This window comes from Acinetobacter guerrae (genome assembly GCF_009372255.1).
Classification (GTDB): domain Bacteria; phylum Pseudomonadota; class Gammaproteobacteria; order Pseudomonadales; family Moraxellaceae; genus Acinetobacter; species Acinetobacter guerrae.
Map to the genome: position 1 here is coordinate 1 of NZ_LXGN01000044.1, position 211 is coordinate 211.

1 protein-coding gene is annotated in these 211 nt (G+C 38.4%); it reads right to left on the bottom strand.

Going from position 1 to position 211, the window contains the following annotated elements:
- On the bottom strand, positions 1-211 hold a 211-nt coding region (locus A7A69_RS11660), incomplete at both ends, for a substrate-binding domain-containing protein (RefSeq protein WP_338325133.1).

Here is a 211-nt window from a genome sequence, read left to right on the forward strand (position 1 = left end):
TTGGGCTGAAGGTTTTGCCACCACCCTAATGAAGTAAGTGCCTGTTTTCCATACTTTCCAACAGGAACGCTTTTGGTATCCCCTGTACACCATTTCCCTTGAAAAGCTGTACTTGGATCGACATTTTTATCCATCTTAATATTATTGATTGTCGAATTTTTAGGTGCAATTAAAACCAGTTTGTTGCCCAATAAATTAATCCGCTGATTAG